The 17,688-nt window shown below is 56.8% G+C and carries 17 protein-coding genes; 3 read left to right on the top strand and 14 right to left on the bottom strand.

All coding sequences use genetic code 11. The annotated features are described in order from the left end of the window. Nucleotides 1-95: 95 nt before the first annotated feature. The 9 genes from trxB to ACFQ14_RS08025 form a co-directional block, all read right to left on the bottom strand. The gene (gene trxB, locus ACFQ14_RS08065) at nucleotides 96-1,061 is read right to left on the bottom strand and encodes a thioredoxin-disulfide reductase (protein WP_377212214.1); all 966 of its coding nucleotides are present in this window, start codon (nucleotides 1,059-1,061) and stop codon (nucleotides 96-98) included. 102 nt (nucleotides 1,062-1,163) lie between these two features. Further along, nucleotides 1,164-2,123: a mitochondrial fission ELM1 family protein gene (locus ACFQ14_RS08060; RefSeq protein ID WP_377212213.1), complete on the bottom strand. Its 960-nt coding sequence runs from the start codon at nucleotides 2,121-2,123 to the stop codon at nucleotides 1,164-1,166. Between the two features lie 22 nt (nucleotides 2,124-2,145). After that, nucleotides 2,146-2,772, bottom strand: coding sequence for a glutathione S-transferase N-terminal domain-containing protein (locus ACFQ14_RS08055; protein ID WP_377212212.1), 627 nt, complete (start codon nucleotides 2,770-2,772; stop codon nucleotides 2,146-2,148). 17 nt (nucleotides 2,773-2,789) lie between these two features. After that, a complete protein-coding gene (gene greA / locus ACFQ14_RS08050) occupies nucleotides 2,790-3,263 on the bottom strand; it encodes a transcription elongation factor GreA (protein ID WP_377212211.1) in 474 nt (157 codons plus the stop codon). A 180-nt stretch (nucleotides 3,264-3,443) separates the two neighbouring features. Further along, complete coding sequence (locus ACFQ14_RS08045) at nucleotides 3,444-4,424, bottom strand: threonine ammonia-lyase (protein ID WP_377212210.1); 981 nt, start codon at nucleotides 4,422-4,424, stop codon at nucleotides 3,444-3,446. A gap of 125 nt (nucleotides 4,425-4,549) precedes the next feature. Then, nucleotides 4,550-5,449 carry a YghX family hydrolase gene (gene yghX / locus ACFQ14_RS08040; RefSeq protein ID WP_377212209.1) on the bottom strand — a complete coding sequence of 300 codons (900 nt, stop codon included), beginning with the start codon at nucleotides 5,447-5,449 and terminating at the stop codon, nucleotides 4,550-4,552. Between the two features lie 100 nt (nucleotides 5,450-5,549). Next, nucleotides 5,550-6,728 carry an adenylate/guanylate cyclase domain-containing protein gene (locus ACFQ14_RS08035; RefSeq protein WP_377212208.1) on the bottom strand — a complete coding sequence of 393 codons (1,179 nt, stop codon included), beginning with the start codon at nucleotides 6,726-6,728 and terminating at the stop codon, nucleotides 5,550-5,552. Between the two features lie 74 nt (nucleotides 6,729-6,802). Next, complete coding sequence (gene carB / locus ACFQ14_RS08030; protein ID WP_377212207.1) at nucleotides 6,803-10,222, bottom strand: carbamoyl-phosphate synthase large subunit; 3,420 nt, start codon at nucleotides 10,220-10,222, stop codon at nucleotides 6,803-6,805. A gap of 158 nt (nucleotides 10,223-10,380) precedes the next feature. Beyond that, nucleotides 10,381-11,214, bottom strand: coding sequence for a LytTR family DNA-binding domain-containing protein (locus ACFQ14_RS08025; protein ID WP_377212206.1), 834 nt, complete (start codon nucleotides 11,212-11,214; stop codon nucleotides 10,381-10,383). Between the two features lie 84 nt (nucleotides 11,215-11,298). On the opposite strand from ACFQ14_RS08025, the gene ACFQ14_RS08020 reads away from it, so the two are divergent. Next, entirely contained in the window at nucleotides 11,299-11,799 is a 501-nt protein-coding gene (locus ACFQ14_RS08020; RefSeq protein WP_377212205.1) for a DUF2306 domain-containing protein, read from the top strand. 21 nt (nucleotides 11,800-11,820) lie between these two features. On the opposite strand, the gene ACFQ14_RS08015 is transcribed toward ACFQ14_RS08020, so the two are convergent. Together ACFQ14_RS08015 and ypfJ are read right to left on the bottom strand one after the other, a co-directional pair. After that, nucleotides 11,821-12,675 carry a M23 family metallopeptidase gene (locus ACFQ14_RS08015; RefSeq protein ID WP_377212204.1) on the bottom strand — a complete coding sequence of 285 codons (855 nt, stop codon included), beginning with the start codon at nucleotides 12,673-12,675 and terminating at the stop codon, nucleotides 11,821-11,823. Between the two features lie 8 nt (nucleotides 12,676-12,683). Beyond that, entirely contained in the window at nucleotides 12,684-13,682 is a 999-nt protein-coding gene (gene ypfJ, locus ACFQ14_RS08010; protein ID WP_377212203.1) for a KPN_02809 family neutral zinc metallopeptidase, read from the bottom strand. A gap of 350 nt (nucleotides 13,683-14,032) precedes the next feature. Between ypfJ and ACFQ14_RS08005 the strand changes: the two genes are divergently transcribed. Continuing rightward, entirely contained in the window at nucleotides 14,033-14,887 is an 855-nt protein-coding gene (locus tag ACFQ14_RS08005; protein WP_377212202.1) for a LytTR family DNA-binding domain-containing protein, read from the top strand. Here the strand turns inward: ACFQ14_RS08005 and ACFQ14_RS08000 are convergent. From ACFQ14_RS08000 to carA, 3 genes are all read right to left on the bottom strand, one after another. After that, complete coding sequence (locus tag ACFQ14_RS08000; RefSeq protein ID WP_377212201.1) at nucleotides 14,884-15,210, bottom strand: DMT family transporter; 327 nt, start codon at nucleotides 15,208-15,210, stop codon at nucleotides 14,884-14,886. The two genes, ACFQ14_RS08005 and ACFQ14_RS08000, sit on opposite strands and share 4 nt — an antisense overlap. A gap of 222 nt (nucleotides 15,211-15,432) precedes the next feature. Then, nucleotides 15,433-15,609 (bottom strand): hypothetical protein, encoded by a 177-nt coding sequence (locus ACFQ14_RS07995; protein WP_377212200.1) that lies wholly within the window; start codon nucleotides 15,607-15,609, stop codon nucleotides 15,433-15,435. A gap of 128 nt (nucleotides 15,610-15,737) precedes the next feature. Then, complete coding sequence (carA, locus tag ACFQ14_RS07990) at nucleotides 15,738-16,964, bottom strand: glutamine-hydrolyzing carbamoyl-phosphate synthase small subunit (RefSeq protein WP_377212199.1); 1,227 nt, start codon at nucleotides 16,962-16,964, stop codon at nucleotides 15,738-15,740. A 274-nt stretch (nucleotides 16,965-17,238) separates the two neighbouring features. Here carA and ACFQ14_RS07985 point away from each other — a divergent pair, with 274 nt between their 5' ends. Continuing rightward, the gene (locus ACFQ14_RS07985; RefSeq protein WP_377212198.1) at nucleotides 17,239-17,688 is read left to right on the top strand and encodes a GatB/YqeY domain-containing protein; all 450 of its coding nucleotides are present in this window, start codon (nucleotides 17,239-17,241) and stop codon (nucleotides 17,686-17,688) included.

The raw sequence follows: 17,688 nt of genomic DNA, 5'->3' as shown, positions 1-17,688 counted from the left end.
GCGCGGATGCAGGGCAGGTTCCGATTTTGATCGGCATCTGCCTTTTTATTGTGCCTTGATGATTTGGTATGTCGTTTTAAGTGGACGAAAAGAAACTATTCCGCAGCTTCGCTGGCGGCTTCCAACTCCGCGATGAATTTTTCGGCCTCGAGCGCTGCCATGCAGCCCATTCCTGCCGCTGTGACGGCCTGGCGGTAAATATCGTCTGTGACGTCGCCAGCCGCATAAACGCCGGGAATTTCGGTCGCTGTGCTGTCTGGTGCTGTCCAAAGATAGCCGGACGTTTTGAGCTTCAATTGGTCTTTGAACAGGTCCACGGCTGGGGCGTGGCCGATGGCAATGAAGATGCCGTCAATGGGCATTTCGCTGATTTCGCCGGTGTTGCGGTTTTTCACGCTTGCGCCAGTGACGGACTTCATCAGACCGTCTTTGCCGGTTACTTCCACCAATTCGCTGTCCCAGAGAATTTCGACGTTCTCCTTTTTGAACAAACGTTCTTGGAGGATGCGTTCGGCGCGGAATTCATCTCGGCGGTGAATGACCGTGACTTTGGCGGCAAGGCCGGAGAGGTATAGTGCCTCTTCGACTGCTGTGTTGCCGCCGCCGACCACGATGACTTCTTTGCCCTTGTAGAAAAAGCCGTCGCAGGTGGCGCAAGCCGAAACACCGAAGCCCTGAAATTTTTGCTCTGACTCCAGTCCGAGCCATTTTGCCTGTGCGCCGGTGCAAATTATGACCGTGTCTGCAGTGTAAACGTCGCCGGAATCGGCTTCAAAGCGGAAAGGACGGGTGCGAAGTTCGGCTTTTGTGATGGTGTCTGTGACAACTTCCGTGCCGACATTGATTGCCTGTTGCAACATCTGCTCCATCATCCACGGACCCTGCACGGGATCGGCATAACCGGGGTAATTCTCTACATCTGTGGTGATGGTAAGCTGGCCGCCTTGCTGCACACCAGAAATCAAGATCGGCTCCATCAACGCGCGCGCGCCATAGATGGCGGCGGTGTAGCCGGCGGGGCCGGAGCCGATAATCAGCATTTTGGTGTGACGGGTCGCCATGACTTAATCTCGTATTGGGCTCAGGAATGACCTTTATTTAGATATGCAAATGTGCACATTTCAAGCAAGAAGCGCGATCATCCCCCAAAAGTGAAATAAACCCTAGTCGAAGAGCGCCTGCACGGCAGCTGCAATTTCCGGCGTGGCATCGATTGGCTTTGTGCGAAAGGCGCTGAAGCCTTTGCTGAAATCTTGAATTGTCCCCCGGTGGGTCATGGTGTCGAGAAATTGATGGAGTTTCGGTTTCAGGTCGGGTGGTCGAAAAACATGCACGCCAGCGCCCGAAGCCAAAGCCTCCGAGACCATGTTGTGGCTGTCGCCGGTGACGATGATTTGATCGGCAATCGCCATCATTTCCAGATAAGGATTGTTACCGGTTTCGTCCCAAAACCATGCATTGTATTCGGCCAGCGCCCGCTTGCTGGCCGCCAGCAGTTTTTCCGGTGTACGCCTGGAAGGGGTTACGAGCACTGTGCTGTCTTTTGGAAGGCTGGAAAGGCAGAGGCAGAATCGATTGATGGCCTCATCCGTCCAGCGAACAGCTTTGCTATCGCCGCCGAGGAAAATCGAAATCACGGGCGGGTTGGCAATTTGAAAGCGTTGCACCGCAGATCTAGCGCCTTGCGCCAAGGCATCCGGGGTGAACCGGTGCGGGGACGTGTCTGTCTCGATTACCTTCCAGCCCCGCTTCGACATCCTGTCGTGGGTGGGGGCCCAGATCAGATCTGCGACATGGCCACCCATACGACGAGGGTTTTTGAGGAACACGCTTTTGGTCTGTGGCGAGGCTTTTTGTAGTGAGTGGAGGTAGGGCAACACGCGGCGACCCGTTGCAATTACGAGGTCGGGGAAGGGTGGCGCAATGGGCGAGCCAGGTGTTGTTGGCTTGTCGCGGATAGGAACCCTGATGCCGGGAATGGGAAGCGTCGTTATGCCGGTGGGTTTGACCGTGCGCTCTTCAACAGTGGATTGGGGGAAATAGGCTGCCACACCTTGGCATTGGGCAAGATCACCGGCTTTGCCGTCAGTCAAAAGCCAGATGGTTTTGGGGCCGTTTGTCATGAGAGTGCGCCCCGCTTTCGTTTTACGGCAGAGGGATTTCGGCTTCGGTTGGCACGTTATAGCCGCGCTTTACCGCCGGGCGAGATGCGATGGCGTAGTACCAGCGCTTGATGTTGGGCAGGGTTCCCATGTCAATATTTTGCCAGCTCCAGCGCGCCACCCAAGGAAAGATTGCCATGTCTGCAATAGAGTATTCATTTGCGACATAAGCACGATCTTCCAGGCGCTTGTCGAGCACTTCATAGAGGCGTCGGGCCTCCATTGCATAGCGCTGCTCAGCATATTCACTTTTGCCCGGATTAAAGTGCAAGAAGTGATTGGCTTGACCCAGCATTGGGCCAAACCCGCCCATTTGCCAGTTGAGCCACTCGATAGCTTCCCAATGCCAATGTGGAACCGTCGGCATGAATTGTTGGCTCTTGGTCGCGAGATAATAAAGGATAGAGCCAGACTCCATCATCGTCACATTCGTTTCATGATCGACGATTACCGGTATCTTGTTGTTTGGCGCAATTTTCAAGAACGCCGGATTGAACTGCTCGTCCCGCGTGATGTTGATGACATGCGTTTGGTAGGCCAGCCCCATCTCCTCAAGTGCAATAGAAACCTTTCTGCCGTTCGGAGTGCCGAATGTGTAGAGGTCGATCATGGGGTGGCCCTTTGGAATCAGACGTATTGAATCTTCAAAATCTCATAGGAGCGTGCACCGCCGGGGGCTGCTACTTCTACACTGTCGCCTTCTTCCTTGCCGATGAGGGCCCGGGAAATGGGTGAGGAAATTGATATTTTGCCCAAGGACACGTCCGCTTCCTGATCGCCCACGATCTGATAGTGTTTTTCTTCATCTGTGTCTTCATCGACCAACGTGACAGTTGCGCCAAATTTAATCGTGTCGCCGGACATTGAGGCGACATCGATCACATCAGCGCGGGCGATCACATCTTCCAATTCGTTGATCCGTCCTTCGTTGAGGCTCTGCTGTTCTTTTGCGGCATGATACTCGGCATTTTCCGACAGATCGCCGTGTTCGCGGGCTTCGGAAATAGCCTTCACGATGGCCTGACGCTCAACGCCTGCGCGGCGCTTTAATTCTTCTTGCAGGGCGGCATAGCCCGGCTTTGTCATCGGAACCTTTTCCATAGGTCGGTCCTCTTCATCTTCAATTTTGACACAAACGCTCTTCGCTGCGGATCTGACCCGCAAGCGATACGGCCATGTTCTGGGGACTGTCGGGCGCTGACGGGGCTTTCGCCTTTGGCAGCTTGTCGTGCGAAAGTATATGGGGGGCGGATTTTGAGCGTCAAGCAATATCAAGTGTCGTCAAACGCCCAATTCGCTCAGTCTGGCGTATTTTTCCAGACCGATATTTGAGCCGCAAGCGATAATTGCAACTGATTTTCCCTCCAATGCCCCCCTCAGTGGGCCCATGAGCGCGGCAAAGCTGGCGGCGCAGGCAGGTTCTGCAACGATTTTCAAGCTATCGTAAAGCAGCCGCATGGCGGGTGGGAATGCGCTTTCCTCAAGTCGCTCAATGCGTGCAACGTTGGCTTTGGTCAACGCGAAAGTCTCGGGCATGGCCATCGGTGCGCCCAAGCTGTCGGCCATCGTGTTCACGCCATCGAGATGCACCGCTTCGCCTTTTTCAAACGAGCGGAACATGCTGTCTGCGCCAAGTGGTTCGACACCGATGATCTCACAATTCGGGTGGATGAGTTTGATCGCGTGAGCCATGCCGGAGATCAATCCGCCACCGCCAACGGGGATAATTGCAATGTCGAGATGAGCCACGCTGCGAGCGAGTTCCAGGCCGCAGGTCGCTGCTCCGAGTGTCATGTAGGGGCTTTCGAAAGGGTGCAGCATCGTGCGGCCCTCTTCGTCCACCAATCGCTGCATTTCCTTAAAGGCATCGCCGACATTCTCGCACAGCAGCACTTCCGCACCGAGCGCTTTGCAGCCCTCCACACGCACGGGATCGGCTGTTTTGGGCATGACGACTTTGGCGGAGAGAGCCGCCGCTTGGGCGCCCCACGAAACTGCCAGTGCATGATTGCCGGCGCTTACAGCAGTGACGCCCGCCGCGCGGGCGGCATCGTCCATCGCATCAATGGCCAGCAACACGCCACGGGATTTAAATGAGCCTGCCTGCTGGAAGAGTTCCATCTTCATGACGACCGACGCGTCATCCGGCAGGGCGCTGCGCAGGCGGTCTGAATTGAGCGTCAAAGTTGGTGTCGCCACGATGCGGCCCGCGAGTTGCTCGCTTGCTGCTTCTATTTCGGTGAGGGTCGGGGCTGTTGTCATCGGCAGAAACTCGGCGTGCATCGTTGGCAGGCGCGGAGTTAGGCTACCGCTTGCCGCTCGGTCAAGAGGCGCACACGAAAGGGGGAGATGATCCCCCTTTCTGATTGTGTTGGCTTGGCATTTCGCTAAGCGAGGTATTTGCGGAAATGGGCCAGCGTGCGCTCCCATGAGAGCTTCGCCATCGCTTCGTCGTAGCGCGGTGTGCTGTCGTTGTGGAACCCGTGGTTAGCGCCTTCGTAGAAATGAGCTTCGTAAGTCTTCGCATGCTCCTTCAACGCTGCTTCGTAGGCAGGCCAGCCTTCATTGATACGGGTGTCGAGTTCACCATAGTGCAGCAGCAACGGCGCTTGAATTTTCGGAACGTCTTCGGCGGCGGCTTGACGCCCATAATATGGGACAGCCGCCTTCAATTCTGGGAAAGCAACGGCTGCCGCGTTTGATACGCCCCCGCCATAACAGAAGCCTGTAATGCCGACATTGCCGGTCGAACCTTCGTGTTTCATCAAAAAATCAACAGCGGCGAAAAAGTCGTTGAGCAGTTTTGTGCGATCGACCGTCTTTTGCAATTCGCGCCCTTCTGCATCGTTGCCGGGATAACCACCAACTGAAGTGAGACCATCGGGGGCGAGGGCCATGAAACCGGCCTTTGCCAAGCGGCGGGCGACGTCTTCGATATAGGGGTTCAGGCCGCGGTTTTCGTGGACCACGACGACAGAGGGCAATTTGGCGTCCGTGTTGGCGGGGCGAACCTGATAGGCGCGCACCGTTCCGTGGCCGTTGGGGGAGGGGTAATCGATGTATTCAGGTACGATCTCAGGATCGTTGAAGGACACTTGCTGCGCAAGCGCATAGTCGGGCGACATCATTCCCAGCACGGTGGCGGCTGTCATGCCAGCGACGGTAAACTTCGCAGCGCGGTCGAGAAATTGCCGCTTGGTGATCATGCCGTGGGCGTAGAAATCGTACAGTTCGAGGATTTCCGGTGCGAAGTCTTTGGCGGTAAGGCGTTGTGCGGTTTTGGTCATGGGGGCTCCAAACTCTGGGCGTTGGGGTCGGCCGGAACGAGAGTATGAGGAACCAAGATTGCGACAAGTTAATGATCGTTAATGTTTGGCAGGGTCGATCTCAGCCCACGTTCGGCGCGTTTGTCAGCGCGAAGACTTCGATGGGGTCGCTTACTCCAGGCACCTTATGCTTGCCCCGTTGCCTGAACAGCTCGGGAGCGTGGTTGGCGACGGATGCTGTCGCCAAAACGCTGGTTTCCAGTGTTTTCGTCAGGCTTTCGATCCGGCTAGCGAGATTTACGGCACGTCCGAGGACTGTGAAATCCAATCTGCTTTGGCTACCGATGTTGCCATAGCTGACGGCACCGGCATGAAGGCCGATGCCGATTGCCAATTCGGATTTTCCCGCTTCCTTTCGGCTTTGGTTCAGTGTCGAGAGATCGGCGAGTATCTGTTCGGCAGCATTTGCGGCGTCCCGGCACCTTCGGGCGAAGTCGTTTGCTTCCGCAATTGGCAAGATGGACAACACGCCGTCGCCCATGAATTTGAGGACTTCGCCGCCGTTTTTCTCCACCGCCTGAACAACGACTTCAAAATAACCGTCAAGCGCTTCAAAGACCTCTTGCTCGCTTTGGGTTTCTGAAAACGACGTGAAGCCACGCAGGTCTGAAAAGATGATGATGGCTTCCAGCGTGGTGCGTTCGCCGCGCTGGATTGATCCGCTCCAGACAGCTTCAGCAGGACCAGCGCCGAGATAGGTGCGCAGCAGGCTACGGGTGGATTTGCGCATCGTGATAGGCTCCATCGCCGATGATAGACCCGACCGCGCCGCTTCGATCATGCTCAAGTGTTCTGGCGCGAAGCCTTCTTCAGCGCGCGTTGCAAAGGTGCAACCGTGTTGCGAGCCGTCGCCATATTGCAGGAAGGTAGCGTAATAGTCGGTGCCGCCGTCTGCTGCGAATTCAAGGTAAGAGGCGTGGTCCTTTTGCGGGTCCAGATTGCGCAGGCTTTTGTGCAGAGGCTTTTGGTTTTCGAAGACATACTCGAATGAACTGCCGACATAGCTGTCGGTGAGCATTCTCGCGTGGGTGACGTCGTAGACGTTTGTCCCGTCCGGCGTCCAAACCACGCCCCATGCGATGAGCAGTGGATTGGCGAAGCGCTGGCCGATATTGACCCGCCAAAGCGGAATTCCGGCTTCAACCAGCGATGTGCAGAAGTGGGATACAATCTCGATTGGATCGCCAGAGCACCGTCCGGTGGTGGTCATCCAGTGATTCAGTTGGTCGATTGCGCGCATGATTTCACGCTACCAAAACGCGGGGGCGACGCAAGAGTCCGGCCTGCGGGTTAGAACGCAGAGAGGCTTTGGGTTCACGCTGCGTCGAAATAGCTCTGCAAGGGTGCGACTTCGATCTCGCCGTTGGTCATGGCTTCGATGGCGTCTGCGCCGGCGATACATCCGGCGACTGTCGTGAAATAGGGGACCTTGTTGAGCAGCGCGGCTTCGCGGATGGAGCGGGAATCTGAGAGAGCCTTGGCGCCTTCGGTGGTGTTGAAGATCAGTTCCACCTGCTTGTTGCGGATGGCGTCAACGATGTGGGGGCGGCCCTCCAGCACTTTGTTGATGCGTTCACAGGCGACGCCGTTTTCCTCCAGAAAGCGTTGCGTGCCGCCGGTGGCGATGATTTCGAAGCCGAGGGCTGCGAGTTTCTTCACGCCGGGCAGGATGCGGTCTTTGTCGCCCTTCTTGACTGACACGAATACTGTGCCGGTGAGCGGCAGTATTTGCGACGCGCCGAGTTGTGCTTTGGCGAAAGCCAGCGCGTAGTCGCGGTCGAGGCCCATAACTTCGCCGGTCGAGCGCATTTCCGGGCCGAGTAGCGTGTCGACGCCGGGGAAGCGGGCAAACGGGAAGACGGCTTCTTTAACGGCTATGTGTTTGAGGTCGCGGTAGCGTGGACGCACGGGCAGCAGGTCGTTGAGCGTCTCACCGGCCATGATGCGGGCGGCGAGGCCCGCAATCGGCACGCCGATGGTTTTGGCAACGAAAGGCACGGTGCGGCTGGCGCGGGGGTTCACTTCCAGCACGTAAATTGTGCCGTCCTTGATGGCGAACTGAACGTTCATCAGTCCAACCACGTTGAGCGCGGCGGCCATCGCTTTGGTCTGGCGTTCAAGCTCGTCGAGCATGGCGTCGTCGAGGGAATGGGTCGGCAGGGAACAGGCGGAATCTCCGGAATGGATGCCGGCTTCTTCGATGTGTTCCATGATGCCTGCAACAAACGTGTCGCCCGTGCTGTCGCGCAGGCAGTCCACGTCCACCTCGATGGCGTTGGTCAAGTAGCTGTCGATCAGCACCGGCGTGTCGCCGGAGACGACCACGGCTTCGTTGATATATCGCTCGAACTGGCGGTCATCGCGGACGATCTCCATGGCGCGGCCACCTAGCACGTAGGAGGGGCGGATAACGACGGGATAGCCGACCTGTTTGACGATGGTGCGGGCTTGGTCGACCGAGCGGGCGATGCCGTTGACGGGTTGGGTCAGCTTCTCATCCTGCAGCATTTTCTGGAAGCGGTCGCGGTCTTCGGCGGCGTCGATGGCGTCCGGTGAGGTGCCAAGAATGGGCACGCCTGCGGCTTGCAGATCGTTAGCGAGTTTCAACGGAGTCTGGCCGCCAAACTGGACGATGACGCCCTCGAATGTGCCTTTGGATTGCTCAAGGCGAACGATTTCCAGCACGTCTTCGGTGGTCAACGGCTCGAAATAGAGGCGGTCGGACGTGTCGTAGTCTGTGGAAACGGTCTCGGGATTGCAATTGACCATGATGGTCTCAAACCCTGCGTCTTCCAGCGCGTAGGCGGCGTGGCAGCAGCAATAGTCGAACTCGATGCCTTGGCCGATGCGGTTTGGGCCGCCGCCGAGGATCATCACCTTGCGGCGGTCGGAAATGCCGTCTTCGCCGCGCGTCTCGCCAGCGAAGGGCGTTTCATAGGTGGAATACATGTAGGCCGTGGGCGAGGCGAATTCTGCCGCGCAGGTGTCGATGCGTTTGAACACTGGATGGACGTCCATCTTGGTGCGGGCGTCGCTGATCTGCGCTGCGGTCTGGCCTGAGAGCTTGGCAAGGCGGGCGTCGGAGAAGCCCATGGCCTTCAACATGCGCAGGTTGTCTGCGTCTTCGGGAAGGCCGTGTTCGCGCACGCGGGCTTCCATGTCGACGATGGCCTTGATCTGCTCAAGGAACCACATATCGATGCGGCAGGCCTTGTGGATGGTGGCCAAATCCGTTCCGCGCCGCATGGCCTCCGCGACCTTCAGAATGCGATCGGCCTTGGGCGTGCCGAGCGCGGCGCGGATGGCATTTTTGTTGTCGGAATCGTCTTCGTCGGACCAATCTTCGATTTCCACCTCGTCAAAGCCATTGAGGCCGGTCTCCAGCCCGCGCAGTGCCTTTTGCATGGATTCGGCGAAGGTGCGCCCGATGGCCATGACTTCGCCAACCGATTTCATGGATGTGGTGAGCGTGTCGGACGCTGCACCGAATTTCTCGAATGCAAAGCGCGGAATTTTTGTGACGACGTAGTCGATGCTGGGTTCGAACGAAGCGGGCGTTGCGCCGCCTGTGATGTCGTTCTCCAATTCGTCCAGCGTGTAACCAACGGCTAGGCGCGCCGCCACGGACGCGATGGGGAAGCCCGTTGCTTTCGATGCGAGAGCCGACGAGCGGGACACGCGCGGGTTCATTTCGATGACAACCAAGCGTCCATCGGCGGGGTTCACGGCGAATTGTACGTTGGAACCGCCGGTCTCAACGCCAATCTCGCGCAGCACCGCGATCGAGGCATTGCGCATGATCTGGTATTCTTTGTCGGTCAGCGTGAGCGCGGGGGCGACGGTGATGGAATCGCCCGTGTGGACGCCCATGGGATCGACGTTTTCGATGGAGCAGATGATGATGCAATTGTCCGCGCGGTCGCGGACGACTTCCATCTCGTATTCCTTCCAGCCGAGCACGCTTTCTTCCACCAGCACTTCGTTGGTCGGGGAGGCGTCGACGCCGGACATGACAATGGAATACAACTCTTCACGCGTGTAAGCGATGCCGCCGCCAAGGCCACCCATCGTGAAGGAAGGGCGGATGATGGCGGGCAGGCCGGTCTTTTTCATGGCCATGAGCGCTTGGCGCTGGGCTTCAAGGCGATGTTCTTCGAGGCGGAATTCTTCGCCTTCATCCCATTCTTTTTGAAGTGCGGCCGCATTGCCCTTCTGCTTGAAATGGGCCTTCTTCTCGGCCTCGAAACGCTTCTTCAGTTCCGTCGTGTTGACGAAGGACGAGGCGGGGGTGGCAAGGCCGATGCGGTCCATCGCGGCGCGGAACAGGTCGCGATCTTCGGCCATGTCGATGGCCTTGGCCTTCGCGCCGATCATTTCGACATCGTATTCTTCCAGCGTGCCCATTTTTTCCAGCGACAGGGCGGTGTTCAGCGCGGTTTGGCCGCCCATGGTGGGCAGCAGGACCATTTTTTCGTCCGGGTGCATCTCGCGCTCGCGCTTGATGATTTTGGCGACGATTTCCGGGGTGATCGGTTCGATGTAGGTGGCGTCGGCCATGTCCGGGTCGGTCATGATCGTGGCCGGGTTCGAGTTGACCAGCACGATGCGGTAGCCTTCTTCGCGCAGTGCTTTGCAGGCTTGCGTGCCGGAATAGTCGAATTCGCAGGCTTGTCCGATGACGATGGGCCCGGCTCCGATGATGAGTATGGAGTCGATATCTTGGCGCTTGGGCATCGTCTTAGCTTCTCACATGCGCTTGTGATCGACGGCGCTGCGTTTGCGCGGCCGGGGACAAGCTGGATTCTCTTGGCTAAGGCGCCTCTATAGGGGAAGGGGCATTGCGGTGTAACCCCATTGACGTGGATTCCTGTCGATAAAGGCGAATTGCTTGCCTAGCCGAGGATTGCACGCACTTTTTTGAGATAGGAGCGACCAACGGGGACTTGGCGACCATCGCTTAATTCTACAAATGTGCGTTCGTTTTCGCGCACAAGCTGCTTTGCGTGGGTCTGAGCGACCCACCACGAGCGGTGGACCCGCAGGCCGCCAATCGCTGCCAATTCGCGTTCAGCATCACGGAGACGGTGGAGGATGAGATCGCTGCCAGCACTGGTGATCACTTCGAGATAGTGGTCGCGCGACTGCAAAGAGATTATGTCGGTTCCGATAGGCTTTTGCAGACGGTCGAAAAACGGGCTGGTGTCCAGCCTTGGTGTAGCGCTTGGGACAGTCCGCGGTGTTGTGTCTGTGGCATCAGCGATGATTGAATACAGAACCACGACGCCTGCTGTGATGATCATGCAATAGGCGGCGAGACGTGCCAATTGCGGCCAACCGCCCATATCGAAGCCGAATCCGTATGAATTAACGAGCCAAACCCACACTGTGATGGGTATGCCAGCGATTAACCCCGAGAGCATTTGCATCGCCCAGACGTTGCCGCCTTTGGCGACGAGCTTCACCGCGAGTGGTTGCGATATGCTGATGCCAATCACGAAAGTGGTGACAGAGACAAAAGTCCAATAGCCGAACCGAGCAGGCATGTTGAGCAGGTTTTGCGTGTCGAAGGGGCCGCTGACGGTGAGCATGAGCACGACCACAGCAAAGCCAATCCAAAAGCGCGGTTTTGAAAAAGTGTCCTGCACTTCACGCTTCGCCAACGACCAAAAACTGGCGTTTGCGAAGGAAGTCGCGTCGTTCGTGGAAATCGGCTTGCTGACACTCATGCTCTCCACTGTAGTCGAGAAAACCGCAGATTGAAGCCTCAAATTCTTCAGGCGGCTATGTGATGCACTTATGGGAGAAAGCCAATGCGTTGGGATTTGATGATAGAGGCCGGGCCGGTGGTGATGGTTCACGCCGGAACTGCGGTTTTGGCGTTCGGCCTTGGCATGGCCGTGCTTTGGCGCCGCAAAGGAGGGCGGCTGCACAAGAGCCTCGGTAAAGTTTGGGTAGCGTTGATGGTTGTTGTTTCTGTGAGTTCGTTCGGGATCAACGAAATTCGCTTGTGGGGAAATTTCAGCCCGATCCACTTGCTTTCGATCTACACGCTCGGTTCGCTGGCGTTTGCGATCTATGCAATCAGAAAAGGCGACATCAAAAGCCATCAGGATACGATGCGGCAATTGTTTGTATCCGCCTTAATCATCGCGGGAGCCTTTACCTTTTTGCCCAACCGTTTGATGGCGAGGTTCATGGGAGGCGAAACTCTGTCGCTGGCTATGCCCTTCATCTGGCTTGCGGTGCCGCTGTTGGTTTGGCTTGTCTATCGGGCCAAAGTGCAAGGGCGGGACGCAGAACCTGCTGAATGAGTGTTCATGGGTGGCAGTGCTTTAAGGAGCAGTCAGTCGGCGGCCTTCAGCGGGGCAGGTGACGAGGCCCGTTGAGGCGCGAAGACGAATGGGAAAACTCTCGGTATTTTCTAAATCCCGACGCGCTGACGAGACTTCAAAGTGGAGATGGGGGCCTTGGGAAAAACCAGATGAGCCAGAATAGCCAATCAAATCGCCGGCACGAACCTTATCGCCTACCTCCACTTCGGCTCCGTTTTGCCGCAAGTGGAAATACATGCCGAGCGTTTTGTCGTCGTGCTGAATGATGACGGAATTGGATTTTTCGAGATAGCTTGGCAGAGGCGCGCCGGGCCCGAATTCTTCAATCGATTCCACGACAATTCCTCCGCGTGCGGCCAGGATGCGGGTGCCACGGGGAAGATCGAAATCAAGCGCATTGCTATACGCACCTGTGTGGCTGAACACTCCGTTGCAGCTTTGCGAGATTTTGAATGACGTGCCGCTGTCATAGGGCAGGCGGTAGACATGGGATGCGTCGTGGCGGGCGGTGTAATCGCCCCGTAGCCAGAAGAACTCGTAGGAATAAGACCACGCCTTTCCTGCGGCGATGGGTTTAAGGGTGAAGAGCTTGCGCCGTTCGCCGCCTTTGAGAACTATTGGCAGATTAAAACCGTCTGTGATTTTCAGGTTGTTACGCTTCACCTCAATTCGAAAACTGATCGGTAGGCCCGGCGTTTTATTGATCGCGAAGAATTCGGTCTCGCCGTCTTTCAGCACAGTCTCAATGCAGGCTTTGGGAATGTCGGCACACGTGACTTCCGCGCGGACTGGCGAGGCCGCCACCAGCCACAATCCTGCCAAGGCGAGCACTAAGGCGGTGACGGGGCGTCGCATGGGTTTTGCTAGCCGAAGATCTTCGTATCGCAATCGCGGAGGCGTCCTGTCTCAAAGCCGCGGTAGAACCACGCTTTGCGCTGTTTCGATGTGCCGTGGTTGAAACTCTCCGGAACGACATAGCCTTGGGTGCGCCTCTGGATTGTATCGTCGCCAATTTGCGTGGCAGCATTCAACGCTTCGTCGATATCGCCCGTCTCAAGCAAACCTTTTTTGTTGGCAAAGTGCGCCCAGATGCCTGCAAAGCAATCGGCCTGCAATTCAACTCGGATGGACATTTGGTTGGTGTCCGTCTTGCTCATGCGCTGGCGCAATTGGTTGAATTTCGGCAGCACGCCGATGATGTTTTGGACGTGGTGGCCGACCTCATGGGCGATAACGTAGGCCTGGGCGAAATCGCCGGAAGCGCCGAATTGGCGTTCCAACTGGCGGAAAAAGGCTGTGTCGAGATAAATGCGGCTGTCGGCAGGGCAATAGAACGGGCCGGATGCGGAGCTTGCGTTGCCGCAGGCGGATTGCACCCGATCTGAGAACATTCGCAGCTTTGGCTCTTGGTACTGGCGGCCTTGTGCCTGAAAAATGCCGCGCCACGTGTCTTCGGTTTCGGCCAGAACGACGCCGACGAATTGACCCATTTCAGCTTCGGTCTTCGGATCGCCGCGACCGGCCGTTGAGGGCGGCGTCTGGGTTTGTGGCTGAGTGCGGGTCTGGGTCTGTTGTTGGGTTTGCGGCATGATACCGCCGTCGCGTGTGGCTACATTGTTACCGCCGCCGCTGCATTGGGTGAACAGAAAAAAGAGAATGCCCAAAACGATAATCAGGCCGATGCCACCTCCGCCGGCGCGCTTTGCCGGGCTGCGGGGTAGTCGACTGCCGGCATTGCCTCCACCCATGCCACCGGGCAGACGAAAACCACCGCCGCCGCTGCCGCCACGACCACGCGCTCCGCCAGAGGTGTTCCGCGTGTCTTCAATGTTTTTGCTTTCTCTGCGACCGCGCCAGCGCATGGACCTCTCCTTCAATGCAAATGCTATCGGCTTGTGCCGCCGAGTTTTGTTGGAGAAAGACTAAGGCGCGTGGCGAGCGAGAGCAACTACGCGACGGCGTTAAGATATTTGATTTATGGATCAGGGAGTTTTCCGAGACTGCAGCCTTCCCGGCCTTTGTGCCCCGGCCCGCAAAGCGGACCAGCCGGGAAGGACTGCAATCGGCTGCGGCACAAAATGAGGGTATAGTGCCGCAGGCGCAGTGTGGATGATTGGCGGAAAATCCAAACGCGCTAGCCCTTTGCTTCGAAGAAGCGGGGTTGACGCTATTGGCGCGAATTGACAGGGTTTCTCAAGGAGGATTGCGTGAAATGGCGCGGAATTTCGTGAAATTGTCATTTAAGCAGCAGTGTTTGCGTCGTTTTGGCGAAATTGCTGTTTCGCCAATCTTTTACGCTTTGGTTGGGGGATTCGTGCTTGTTGGCGCTGTTATCGGTCCTTATGGCGTTCGCGAGCAGCTAGGCTTTTTCGACCGTGTCATTTTTTCTCTGCAAGCCAATGCCGTCCTGTGGCTAATCGGGATTGTTGTTGCCGTTCCCGTTCGTTTGGCGGTGCAGCGGATTCATCCCAATCGCATCATTGCTTTGCTGATCGGTTGTTTGTGTGCAGGGCTGGCGATCACGCCCGTTTTGGATTTCATCCTGCGGATGCAGATCAACGAAGCGCTCGTTTTTGGCGACTATTTGGAATATTCGATCCTGTTTTTTGTACTCGCATCAATCATCACTTTTGTGATGGTGCAGATATCGCGTGAAAGCGCTGGAGGGCCGCTGCCGGATGTCGGTTCTGTCGATCAAGTGCAAGAGGATGTGGCTGCGTTTGATAACGGCCTTATGGACAAACTACCGCTTGCGAAGCGTGGACCTGTGCTGGCCCTGCTGGCGCAGGATCACTACGTTGAAATCGTCACAGAACGCGGCTCTGAACTGGTTTTGATGCGGTTGAGTGATGCGATTGCGCTTGTTGGCGATCAGCTTGGGCTTCGGGTTCACCGCTCCGCATGGGTCGCGCTGGATGCTGTGGAGTCCGTTGGACGTGAGCAGCGCAGGGCGTTCGCGGTTTTACGCAACGGCCAAAAGGTGCCTGTTGCGCGAGCGAGCGAAAGTACCCTGTCGACCATGCTGCGCGAAGGCGACATGGACGCGGCAGTTTTCAGCTCGACTTAGGCGGAGTGCTGAAGGCTTACAGCTAGGCCAACAACGCCGGTGAAAGTTATTCCCAGAAACACGACACGTGCGGTTGTGATCGGTTCTTCGAAATAGGCAAAGCCCAGTGCTGCGGCTGCCATCAAACCGACCCCACTCCAGATCGCGTAGACAACCGAAAGTGGCAGCGATGCCAGCGCTAGAATGAACGGCACGTTCATCAATCCGTAGAAGACGAAAACAAGGAATGTCGGAACGGGGTTTGCAAATCCGTTGGATAGCTTCAGGCAAAACGTGCCAGCGATTTCCAGAGCGATTGCGGCGAGAAGATAAAGATAAGCCATCTTTCGTTTGCTTCCTTCAGGCTGGACAAAAAGTTGCTTATGGCACTTTTTGCACCGTCGTCGATGAGGATTGTTGCGTGGTTGATGTCGGACAGTATTTCGAAGCGTCCTTTGACGTTCAGCGGAGCCAGCATGGGCTTGTGTTTTTCGGCATGGAAGGATTCATCTTGCGAGCCGATCAATAGCAGGAATGGCGGCAAGGCACGGACATCTTATTGCCAGTCATTGCGCGGATTGAATGGTGAGTCCGCCGCCGGAGGAATGACCGTCCAGCACCACTTTCTGACCAGGCTTTCGCTTGGCATCAATGAGCGATGCAATTTCTTCCGCCAACTTGTCGATATAATCGACATCGCTGCGCTGGACCCAAAATCTGGCTTGCGAGTGCATCGCTTGCATTGGGTTGGCAACAACTGTGTTGCTCGCCCCAAGCGCGAAAAGGGGCAGCCGGTTCTCGTTATTGACGATGGAACCGAGATACCCGTTAGCCGCTGCTATGTAATTGCAGCTTAACGGATGGGTCTGATCTAGGCCCGTTCGGGCAGGGCAGTTTCGCCTTTTTTCTCGCGGATGAGATTGATAAAGCGGCGGAACAGGTAGTGGCTATCCTGCGGGCCGGGTGATGCCTCCGGATGGTGCTGGACGGAAAAAACGGGCTTACCTGAAAGGCGTAAACCGCAATTGGTCCCGTCGAACAGAGAGACATGCGTTTCCTCTACGCCTGCTGGCAGGCTTTCGCCGTCTACCGCGAAGCCGTGGTTCATCGACACGATCTCAACCTTGCCCGTTGTGTGATCTTTCACAGGATGGTTCGCGCCGTGGTGACCTTGGTGCATTTTCATCGTGGTGGCGCCCAGAGCCAAGGCGAGCATCTGGTGGCCAAGGCAGATGCCAAAGACGGGCAGGCCGCTTTCAACGAGTGCTTTGATTTGCGGCACGGAATATTTGCCTGTTGCTGCGGGGTCGCCCGGTCCGTTGGACAGAAAAACACCATCTGGTTTCAGCGCCAGAATTTCTTCAGCCGTAGCAGTGGCGGGAACGACGGTGACCTTGCAACCGAGATTGGCGAACAGGCGCAGGATGTTGCGCTTAACGCCAAAATCCATCGCAACGATGTGGTGGGCGGCATCCGCGTTGTCGCCGTAGCCCTCGTTCCACACCCACGCTTTTTGCTTCCAGTCGTGAGTGCCCTTGGCGGTGACGCCGGGCACGAGGTCTTGGCCCTCAAGGCCCGACCAAGCGGATGCGCGGGCTTTCAGGGCGTCCACGTCAAACTTGCCGTCAGGATCGTGGGCGATGACGGCATTGGCAAGGCCCGTTTCGCGAATGTGGGCGGTGAGGGCGCGGGTGTCTATGTCGCATAGCGCGATGATGCCCCTCGCTTCCAACCATGCGTCGAGATGGTCCCCAGAGCGGTAGTTGGACGGATTGGTGATCGGCTGTTTGAAAATCGCGCCAACAACGCCTGCGGCTTTTTCCATGTCGACGGTTTCAACGTCTTCATCATTTGCGCCCACATTGCCGATATGGGGGAAGGTGAAAGTGACGATCTGGCCAGCATAAGACGGGTCGGTGAGGATTTCCTGATAGCCTGTGATTGCGGTGTTGAAGCATACTTCCGCTTCCATCGCGCCTGTCGCGCCGGCTCCAATTCCTTCGATCACCGTTCCGTCTGCCAGAACCAGCAAGGCTGTGGTTTTCTTGGGTGCCCATTTTGGCGTGGCAGGAGTGGTGGGCGTGGAAGTTGTGGCCATCTGAGTCACCTTTGCGTCTGTTCTCGCGGGCGATCAGGCTGTGCGGCATATGTTCTACGTGCAGCGCGGTGCTTGATCCGGCGCTGTATAGCACCCAATTGCATCGTGAAAAGGGGCGGACGCTTCTATTCTGTTGACGCAGCCGTGAACAAAAGGGGCGGAACGCCGCGCCTTCGTTCATTGCAATGACCATAAAAATCGCTAGTGTCCGCCGCCGTATTGAAGCCCTTTTGGCGTTGACGTTACGTTACGCTCGGGGCGAAGGAGACGAGACATGAGAACGCTGCTGAACGATGGCATGAAAGAAGCGATGAAGGCAGGCGACAAGCGCCGTCTTGGCACGCTTCGGTTGATTATTGCTGCGATCAAGGACCGCGATATCAACGCTCGTGGCTCGGGCACCGAACGTGTGTCTGACGACGAAATTTTGCAAATACTCTCCAAAATGATCAAGCAGCGCGAAGAATCTGCAACCATTTATGAGGAGCAGAGCCGCCTCGACCTTGCACAGCAGGAGCGCGAGGAAATTGAGATTATCCGCGATTATCTTCCTAAGCAGTTGGACGCTGAAGAAGTGCGGGCGGCGTGCGCTGAAGTCATCAAAGACGTGAACGGCGAATCGCTGCGCGATATGGGCAAGTGCATGAATGCTCTTAAAGAGCGCTATCCCGGCAAAATCGACTTTGGCAAAGCCAGCGGTGTTGTGAAAGAAATGCTCGGTTGA

Source organism: Pseudahrensia aquimaris, from assembly GCF_042676045.1.
In the GTDB taxonomy this organism is placed as follows: Bacteria; Pseudomonadota; Alphaproteobacteria; order Rhizobiales; family Rhizobiaceae; genus Pseudahrensia; species Pseudahrensia aquimaris.
The sequence above is the reverse complement of the archived record's forward strand: the minus strand, read 5'-3'. Positions and strand labels throughout refer to the sequence as shown.